Origin of the sequence: Rhizobium sp. PEPV16 (assembly GCF_008919455.1) — a bacterium.
Classification (GTDB): domain Bacteria; phylum Pseudomonadota; class Alphaproteobacteria; order Rhizobiales; family Rhizobiaceae; genus Rhizobium; species Rhizobium leguminosarum_Q.
Map to the genome: position 1 here is coordinate 36,434 of NZ_VSZV01000315.1, position 6,406 is coordinate 42,839.

Annotated in this window: 4 protein-coding genes; 1 reads left to right on the top strand and 3 read right to left on the bottom strand. The window is 60.6% G+C overall.

Going from position 1 to position 6,406, the window contains the following annotated elements; translation table 11 throughout:
• Positions 1 to 214 precede the first annotated feature (214 nt).
• Positions 215 to 3,190, top strand: a complete 2,976-nt coding sequence (locus FY112_RS19290) for an NAD(P)-dependent oxidoreductase (RefSeq protein WP_151519057.1) — start codon at positions 215 to 217, stop codon at positions 3,188 to 3,190.
• 109 nt (positions 3,191 to 3,299) lie between these two features.
• Here the strand turns inward: FY112_RS19290 and FY112_RS19295 are convergent, their stop codons facing one another.
• From FY112_RS19295 to FY112_RS19305, 3 genes are read right to left on the bottom strand one after another with little or no spacing between them, the layout of a single operon-like run.
• Positions 3,300 to 4,082, bottom strand: coding sequence for a 3-hydroxybutyrate dehydrogenase (locus FY112_RS19295; RefSeq protein ID WP_017957520.1), 783 nt, complete (start codon positions 4,080 to 4,082; stop codon positions 3,300 to 3,302).
• A gap of 12 nt (positions 4,083 to 4,094) precedes the next feature.
• On the bottom strand, positions 4,095 to 4,835 hold the full coding sequence (locus FY112_RS19300; RefSeq protein WP_151519058.1) for an acetoacetate decarboxylase: 741 nt from the start codon (positions 4,833 to 4,835) through the stop codon (positions 4,095 to 4,097).
• Entirely contained in the window at positions 4,832 to 5,962 is a 1,131-nt protein-coding gene (locus FY112_RS19305) for a patatin-like phospholipase family protein (RefSeq protein WP_151519059.1), read from the bottom strand. Before FY112_RS19305 ends, FY112_RS19300 begins: the two co-directional genes overlap by 4 nt.
• Between the last annotated feature and the right edge of the window lie 444 nt (positions 5,963 to 6,406).

The window sequence follows — 6,406 nt, forward strand, 5'->3', positions numbered from 1 at the left end:
CACGAGGGGCGTCGTTGTGATCGCGGCAACCGCATTGGGGAATGCATCACTCATATCCACCCCTGGTGGAGTCGACTCTTGCCGCAGCCCTCGAAGGGGTTTTCGGCCACGCGTTTTGCACAGGAAAGATCATTCAGGCAATGGTCGAAACGCGATACCATAACCACGACCTTGGCCGCCTCGACCACCGTCCTTTCAAACAGATAGGCAGATCATGACAAATATCGAGCAGATGCAGGAACAGCGACTTGAAGCGCTCCGACTGACGAAGTCGGGAGCACCGAGGCTGCCGTCCAATCCGTTTTTCGGCGTCGGTCCGATCACCGATGCGACCACCGACGAAGTGGATAGCCGCCTACGGCGCATCGCTTTCGATACATGGATCGAGAAGTCCTATCGCAAGTTCGACGACAAGGGCAACGATATCGGCGGTTTCACCACCGCCGAAATTTCCCGCAGCATGCATCGCGGCTACCCGGCGGATAAAATTCTGACCGACATGATGCGGGCGATCCACCGCTATTTCCACTTCCCGAAGACGAACCGGATGGCTGTGGGACTCGGCGGCGGCCACAGCGGCTATACCGTCCGCGTCCAGCACCTGATGAACGCCAACGACGCCTCGCAGCGCGTCTACGTCGATACACCGCGCCCGGAAAGCGATCAGTCCCGCGCGGCCGGCTTCTTCCGTCAATCCTGGGCCACACAGTTGATCGAGATGCAACGCTTCGCCGAAAAAGGCTGCGAGAGCCGCATTCATTTTGCCGCCTCCGAAGGTGTGATCCCGACGGCCGCCGAGCTTTCCGCTCTCGGTGTGTCGATCTTCGTCGGCGTCGGCCACGAGACGACCGGCGCCAATGCCTATACCAGCCGCGAGATCCACGAGCTGCTGAACTGGATCAATGGCGATCCGGCAAACCGCCATGCAGTGTTCGACGCGACGTCGATGCTGGGCGCCATGCCTTGGGAGCCCGAGCTGGTCGACGCCGTAATGGCGAAATGCTGCTTGTTCATGCCGTTTCAGAAGGCGATCGGCGGGGTATCGGGGTATTTCGTCGCCTCCTTCACGCCGCATGCCCTGGCGCTCGTGGAGAAGAACCAGCAGGATCCGTCCTGGGCAATCCCGCGCCAGCTCAAGATCGCGCCGCCGATCGACGCGCGGCAGCCGCTTTCCGCCAAGCGATCCGTGGATGCCGGGCCGTTTTACGATGCCGCGGAAGACCGCATGCTCGGCGGCGTCATCAACACCTACAGCGCGCTTGCCTTCGCCGAAACCACCTTCGGCCTCCTGCAGTCCGAGGCGCGGGTTGGCTCGCTGGTCGAGCTCAACAAGCGGTCTGCGGCCAATCGGGCGGTGATCGACGGCTGGGTCGAGTCGCACCCGCTGTTTTCGCTCACCGTCACCGATGCCGAGCGGCGCGGCGCGGCGGTGACGTTGTTAAAGGTGGAGGATGCGGGCATCACCGATCCTGCGATCCATGCCCGCATTATCGCTCGTTCGAAGCAACTGCTCGGCTATGAGGGCTTTACCCATCCGAACGGCGAGTTCGAGCCCGGCCTCGATGCGGCGCGCTACGTCAACGCATTCCCGGGAACGCCCGGCGACTACCGCGCCTGGGTCGGCGGCATCCGCGAGCCGGCCGATATCGTCGCGCTGCTGGAAAACCTGCAATATGCCTATCTACGCGCCAAAATCCTCGTGATCGAGGAGGAACTGGCAAAGCAGGGCGTCACGTTCGCAGCGCCTGTGAAAGCCGGCGCGATGGTCCGCAAGGACGATCCCGAACACGCCTATACGGTGCTGATCGCCGATCTGGTCGGCCTGCGCCGCGGCGCCGATGGGGAGCCCGACGACAGCGAAATCAGGACCTATGTCGAGGAAAAGGGCGGCGTCTTCCATGCCGGCCCGATCGGCGACAGGGCGGCGCTGGAAAAGGGCCGCATCCATTTCTTCTACCAGCCAAATCTCAGCACCGAGGCCGAAATCCTGCCGCAGACGGACAAGGGCCAGTATGACGCGCTGATCGCGGCGGCGACCTTCATCCCGAAGGCTTCCGTCTTCCCGTTCGGCGGCGTGCGCATCGGCGCGGGTACCGGCAATATGGGCTCGGCCTCCTGGGGCGGCGGCAACGGCGAGGGCGGCGAGGCACCTTGGATGAACACGCCCGGCATCAACAGCCGGGCGACTGCCCAGATGGCGATGAAGGCGATCCTCAAGGTTGTTCCCGACCTGCCCGTCGACAGGCTGCATCAGATGGTCGCCAACGGCGACTTTGATACCGGGCGCCAGCTCAAGGATTTCCCGACCGCCAAGCTGGAAGGCCAGAAAATCGCCATTCTCGGCTACGGCAATATCGGCCGCGAAGTCGCCAAGCTCGCCAGGGTTTTCGGCATGAAGGTGGTGATCTACGCGCGCCAGCATCACCAAGGCTGGATCGAGTCGGAAGGCTTCGATTACGCCGCAAGTCCGGTTGAAGCGGCGACCGGCGCCGACGTGCTCTCCGTCCATATCGGTCTCGGCCGGCTGGATGCTGCGACAGGCGTTTACTCCAACGCAGGGGTGGTCGACACGCAGATTCTCGGCGCGATGAACGATGGTGCGGTGCTGGTCAATTACGACCGGGGCGAGGTCGTCGATGCGGCGGCGCTCGACCAGGCGCTGTCATCAGGAAAGATTGCCCATGCGGCAATCGACGCCGATCTCTTCAAGGATGCAGTAACCGGCAAGCTCAGCGGACCGATGGTTCCCTATCTGCCGCTCGAAGAGCGCCATAAGGGCAAGCTGGAACTGCTGCCGCACGCCGCCGCCGATACCGACCATCCTTCTCGGGTGACCGGCGCCAAGCAGGCGGTCGATCAGATCTTCGATGTCATCCGCTTCAAGTCGGTCACCAATCTGAAGGGTGATCTGCCGGACGGATACGTCTCGGCAGGCGGCCGCACACCGGCCGGAATCGGCAGGGTGACGAAACGGGTGGTTAGCGAGATCAGCGGCAATGCGGAACTGCTGGACGAATTGCGGCGGACCTCGGAAAAGGTCGCGGCGATCGTCGGCGCGCTCTCCGTTGTCTCCGACCCGAGCCACCGGAACCGGATCATCGATCGCTATACCGGTCTGCTGGCCGAAAATGCCGGCCGGCAGCGGGCGCTTCTCGAGCAGCTTGGCCTGTACGGACCGGCGGCGGAGTAGGCCGCAGTCGAAGCCGAAGGTCTTCCCATATGCAGGCAACGCGGGATCGACGGCACATTCAACAGCGCTGAGCCTTGACGGACCCAGATGCGATGCCTCAGCGCGACCGTTACTGCATGTACCAGCCATGGCTGACAACCAGTGACTGGCCGGTGAGAGCATTGGTCTCGAAACCGGCAAACAGCAGCGCCACTTCGGCGACATCGTCGACCGTGGTAAACTGTGCATCCACAGTGCCGCCGAGCATTACCTTCTTGATGACCTCGTCTTCGGAAATTCCGAGTTCCTTTGCCTGTTCCGGAATTTGCTTGTCGACGAGCGGCGTCCGGACGAAGCCGGGGCAGATGACGTTGGCGCGCACGCCATCCGGTCCGCCTTCCTTGGCGACCACGCGAGCAAGGCCGAGCAAGCCGTGCTTGGCGGTGACGTAGGCCGATTTCAGCGGCGAAGCCTCATGCGAATGCACCGAGCCCATATAGATGATCGCGCCGCCCTTCTGCGCTTTCATGTGTGGAACGCAAGCCTTGGTAGTGAGGAACGCGCCATCGAGATGGATGGCGAGCATCTTCTTCCAGTCGGAAAAGGCGTAGTCCTCGATCTTGTTGACGATCTGGATGCCGGCATTGGAGACGAGCACGTCCACACGGCCCCACTTGGCTACGACGGCGGCGACGCCGGCGTTCACGGCTTCCTCGCTGGTGACGTCCATCGCAAGACCGATCGCCTCGCCTGGGCCGGCAGCCGTCAGATCCTTGGCCGCCGCTTGCGCCGCATCGAGCTTCAAGTCAGCAATGACGACCTTGGCACCCTCTGAAACGTATTTCTTTGCGATCGCCAGCCCGATACCGCTGGCCGACCCGGTGACGATGCAGACCTTGTCCCTGAGCTTCATGGGTTGGACTCCTTATTTTGCAAGATAATCATGGACCACTTCGCCGAGGCCCAGCGTCAGGTCCGAGAGAATATGGATGGCGGATTTGACCTCAAGCACCGGCAGGTCGGCGACCGGCGCCAGCGCGTGCGGAAACAGCGCCAGGGCGCCCGGTCCTTCCCACGCGCCCTTCACCGTCAGGTCCTCCAAATAGTAGCGCACCAGTTCGCAGATGCGCGGTGTGCAATCGACATGTGGAATAATCTTCAGCATGAAATTCGGCTGCTTCAGGCTTTCGAGGATTTTCGCCTCGTCGAGCGACCGATGCTTGAAGCCCATCGTTGCGGTGGCGACGCGCTGACCGCCATAGTCGAGCGTGCCGACCAGCGCATCCTTGACGGATGTCAGCGATGGCTCGGCCAGTTTCTTCGGAAAGCCCCAGATTTCGCGTCCGCCGGCGATCGGCGCGTCGTCGTTGAGATACATGGAATGCACGTAACCGCCATGTACCCCTTGATAGGTCACCGGGATGACCTGGCCGGATTCGGTATAGTCGCCAAAGCCGGTCGAGTCCGGCATGCGGATGAATTCGTATTTCACCAGCGGCTCATCGAACTGCAGCGGTTCGGGCACGACCCGGCGCAGGGCCTCCGGATCGGTGCGATAGGTGATGATCATATATTCGCGATTGACGAACCGGTAAGGCCCTGGCGGGTAGGATGGACTGGTCAGCGGCATGGCAAAGGCATTGCGCACGACATCTTCAATTTTCATGGTTTTTTCCCACGCAGGCGTTGCTCGGCAAGGTCGAAAATCCGTATCCCATTGGTCGGACGCGTTCGGTCGAGCCAATCTGGATGGTTCAGCGTCTCGACCACATCGTCATGGCCGGCCTTCCAGTGTTCCTCCACGGAGAGCCGCGAAAACTCATAGTCCTTAGATCCGGTTTCATAGGCGGCATGCCGATAGATCAGGTGCACCATGGTCACGGCGCAATCATTGCCGATCTTTTCAAGGAGCCTCGCATCGGGATCGTCCTTCAGCTCAGGCGGCAGCTTTTCAGTCAGCCTCTTGGCCGCCATGCGCACCGACTGAAGCTTGCGGAACTGGTCGGTGTTGAGCCGCGTGCGGCTGGAAAAACGGATTTCCTTCTCGCGGGCACCGACGTCAAAGACATCCTTCGGCAGCACGCCCTTGGCGCTGAACAAATCGACCTGGAAGATGCAGAGATCTGTCTCCAACTCGCTACCACCGAGAATGCGCTGCAGCGGCGTGTTGGAAACGATACCTCCATCCCAATAATAGCGGCCATCGATCTCGACGGGCGCAAAACCCGGCGGCAACGCCCCGGAGGCGGCCACATGTTTGGGCGAAAAAGCGCAATCGCGATTGTCGAAATAATTGAAGTTGCCGCTAACAACATCGACCGCGCCGAGGCTGAGACGGATGGCACCTGAATTGATCAGGTCGAAATCGACGAGACCGGCGAGGGTATCCTGCAGCGGCGCGGTGTCGTAAAGGCTGATCGCGGCCATCGGATCGCCCGGGATGTTCCATGGCGCAAAGACGCGCGGCGTGAAAAAGCCGGGAACGCCGGTCAAAGATCCCAGAAAAGCGGAGGATTCGTTGAACCATTTGCGCATCGCATTGCCATTGCCGAGAAAGTGGCCGGGCAGTCCGGACGAGACCCGATGCCAGAAGGTCCTGAGGTTATCGACACGCTGATCGACGGGGCTTCCGGCAATGATGGCTGAGTTGATCGAGCCGATAGATATCCCGGCCAGCCAGTCGGGGCGGATGCCAGCCTCATGCAAAGCTTCGTAAGCACCGGCCTGGTAGGCACCCAGAGCACCACCGCCCTGAAACACCAGCACGGTTTTCTCTGTCGGAATAGTACTCACGGGACGCTTTTCCTCAAATGCTGCAGCTGCTAACAAATAACACAGAGAAGGCAATCGGGCTGCAAAGGGCAGATTAAGTTTCAGTAATACAGGAAGGCTTCTGAATAATCGTATACTAAGTCATTTCAGAGGCTTGCTAGCCAAATCTGCGCATTCTTCGCAACCATTGAGGCCTTTAGTTAGTCCTGCCGATGGCATCTTGCAATGCAACAAAATGTGACAACCTTGGCTATGCGGCTATGTAGGCTGCGAATTCACCCACGCCAGGCCAATCCTTCATTTCAGGCTTGCTACGCCGTTCGACCAGCGTCGTCAGCTGGTTCAATCGACGAAGTCTCGCTTCGAGATAGGAGCACTCTTATGTTCCATAATATTCGTTATGCCGCCAAGTTGTGTAGGGGCTATTTAGTAATGCGACAGTTGGGCCAGTTAGAGATGCGACAG